This window comes from Paenibacillus sp. NPDC058177, from assembly GCF_042883835.1.
Lineage (GTDB): Bacteria > Bacillota > Bacilli > Paenibacillales > Paenibacillaceae > Paenibacillus_AQ > Paenibacillus_AQ agri.
In genome coordinates, this window is sequence record NZ_JBHVVB010000019.1 from 1 (window position 1) to 1,257 (window position 1,257).

At 36.3% G+C, this 1,257-nt stretch carries 1 protein-coding gene; it reads right to left on the bottom strand.

Annotation, left to right across the window (positions count from 1 at the left end):
• Positions 1-767 precede the first annotated feature (767 nt).
• Entirely contained in the window at positions 768-1,052 is a 285-nt protein-coding gene (locus tag ACFVU8_RS29935; RefSeq protein WP_387432178.1) for a hypothetical protein, read from the bottom strand.
• Positions 1,053-1,257: the final 205 nt, after the last annotated feature.

The following is a 1,257-nucleotide window of genomic DNA, read 5'->3' on the forward strand; positions in this document are numbered from 1 at the left end:
CTCACTTTCGTGAATTCGATACTCACTCGTTGTTCAGTTTTCAAAGATCAAGCTGTTCTCGTTGTCTGCTTAATGTCTCAGCAGCAACTCTTATAATATACCATGAATTCCGACATAATGCAACACTTTTTTTTAAAAGTTTTACGAAGCCGGCTATTCATCTTATTCCAATCGTCAAACAATTCTTTCTGCTCTCGACCGGACATTTAATATACCATGTTACCTTACCATAATGCAAGCTTTATTATTTATTATTTTAGAAAAATAGCCTGTTTTATTTATAGAGTCTTTAATGTTCTACTAACATACCGGTATAACACAATCTTCCCTTTAGTTGAGAACATCAAAGTATACAAAAACTGCATTAATCTAAGCTGCTGGTTCTACTTCATATTTTCAGCATGTTTGAAATTAGATAGTTTAAGGATTGAAGCTTTTTTTACTCCTGATCTTGCAGTGCTTCAAGGATGGAGAGATTATCGATCTTTTTATTTATTTGCCGTTGTTCTATTAATAAGAACGCTAGAGTACCTAGCACACCCACAAACATGGCCTTAGGTTCAATAATTAAAGGAAATTGTATACCTTGCTATTCTGCTTCTGCCCTCTAATCACTCGGCATATTGCACAAACTGTTCGAACTGTTGCTGAAGTCTACTCGTATCAAGAATCATCGTTGTTCTATTATTAATTTAAAATTGCTTGCCAATCTCTGAAAACCGATTACTTTCTGCCTCAAAAGTCTAATTGCCCTCATATTCTGAGCCTTAAGAAGATTCCTGCATCACATCATAATTCATATAAGCAACAATTCCAATATAATGTGCTACAATATCAACTACTTGTATATTCAGGGTAATGCCATCTCTCATATCAACAACCTCTACAAGAAACGTATCACCCTTGTCCAGTTTCAGAATAGCTGCCAAATGATTGGACAGAACAAGCCCTTTGTGTGGCAGGATAATATTTCCCCCATCTTCTGTCTTCGGTTGACAGACACTTGAATCTTTCGGCAGACTGGTCAAGTCTACGACCTTACTTGTTCTCATTTATCCTTCTTTCACCTTACTTCTACAAATTGTACATTTTGCTTACAAACACTATAATAATTTGTTTGAACCGTCCCAAAACTCTATTGAAGTTCTAAAAGATTTATTATAAAACACAAAAAAGCCCTTGTTGATTTAATCAACAAGGGCTCATGTGCTTGGCGGCGTCCTACTCTCCCAGGACCCTTCGGTCCAAGTACCATCG

Bases quoted from the DNA above. Each gene is read 5' to 3' on its own strand.
- ACFVU8_RS29935 (WP_387432178.1), bottom strand. From the start codon at position 1,052: ATGAGAACAAGTAAGGTCGTAGACTTGACCAGTCTGCCGAAAGATTCA.